This window comes from Methanobrevibacter arboriphilus JCM 13429 = DSM 1125, from assembly GCF_002072215.1.
Taxonomy (GTDB): Archaea; Methanobacteriota; Methanobacteria; order Methanobacteriales; family Methanobacteriaceae; genus Methanobinarius; species Methanobinarius arboriphilicus.
Map to the genome: position 1 here is coordinate 1 of NZ_JXMW01000037.1, position 1,398 is coordinate 1,398.

Annotated in this window: 1 protein-coding gene; it reads right to left on the reverse strand. The window is 30.4% G+C overall.

Annotated features, from left to right (window positions below; genetic code table 11):
• A partial coding sequence (locus MBBAR_RS10380; RefSeq protein WP_158082585.1) for a beta strand repeat-containing protein occupies positions 1–1,398 on the reverse strand: 1,398 nt, incomplete at both ends.

Here is a 1,398-nt window from a genome sequence, read left to right on the forward strand (position 1 = left end):
TGTTATATTACCTGTTTTGTTAGTTATATAATTAAGACTCCAACCACCAGTAACATTAACACTCATACTTTGAGTAATCCCATCAATAGTAACATTAACACTAGCTATACCAGTAAAATTATCCAACTGACCAAAAATAGTAACATTCTCACCAATATTAACACCAGAATGATCAACAACTATACTAGAATTAGTACTACCATTAGCAACATTAAAGCTTGTATTGTTTGTAAAAGCAGTATAATTCTCATTACCACTAAAACTAACAATAACAATAATATTACCAGTACGATTAGTTAAATAAGTTAAATTCCAACCACCAGTACCATCAACAGCAACGTTCTCATAAAGATTACCATCAACACTAACAGTCAAAGAATCAGAGCCATTACCAACATAACCAACAAGCTCACCAGAAATAGTAACATTGTTGCCAATATTAACACTAGAAGGAACAACAATGAGAGTAGAATTAGTACTATTCCTTTCAACTTCAAAAGTAGTACTATTACTAAAAGCAGTATAATTCTCATTACCAGCATAAGTAACATTAACAGTTATAGTTCCTGTGCGGTTAGTTGTGTAATTAAGAGTCCAACCACCAGTAGAATTAATAGTAACATTATTATAAAGATTACCATCAACACTAACAGTTAAAATGTCAGAGCCATTACCAACATAACCAACAAGCTGACCAGAAATAGTAACATTGTTGCCAATATTCACTGAATCTGGATTAACAACAATACTAGAATTAGTATCATTCAAACTCACAGTAAAACTACTTGTATTAGTAAAAATAGTATAATTATCATTACCAGCATAATTAACATTAACATTTATGTTTCCTGTGCGGTTAGTTGTGTAATTAAGACTCCAACCACCAGTACTATTAACACCAAGAGTTTGAGTATTACCATCAATAGTAACATTAACACCATTTATACCAGTAAAATTATCCAACTGACCAGAAATAGTAACATTATTACCAATACTCACAGGATTTGGATTAACAATAATAGTAGAATTAGTACTATTCCTTAAAACTTCAAAACTAGTACTATTACTAAAAGCAGTGAAATTCTCATTACCAGTGAAACTAACAATTACTGTTATATTACCTGTCTTGTTAGTTGTGTAATTAAAATTCCAACCACCAGTACTATTAACACCAAGAGTTTGAGTATTACCATCAATAGTAACATTAACACCAGTTATACCAGTAAAATTATCCAACTGACCAGAAATAGTAACATTCTCACCAATACTCACAGGATTTGGATTAACAATAATAGTAGAATTAGTACTATTCCTTAAAACTTCAAAACTAGTACTATTACTAAAACCAGTGAAATTCTCATTACCAGTGAAACTAACAATTACTGTTATATTACCTGT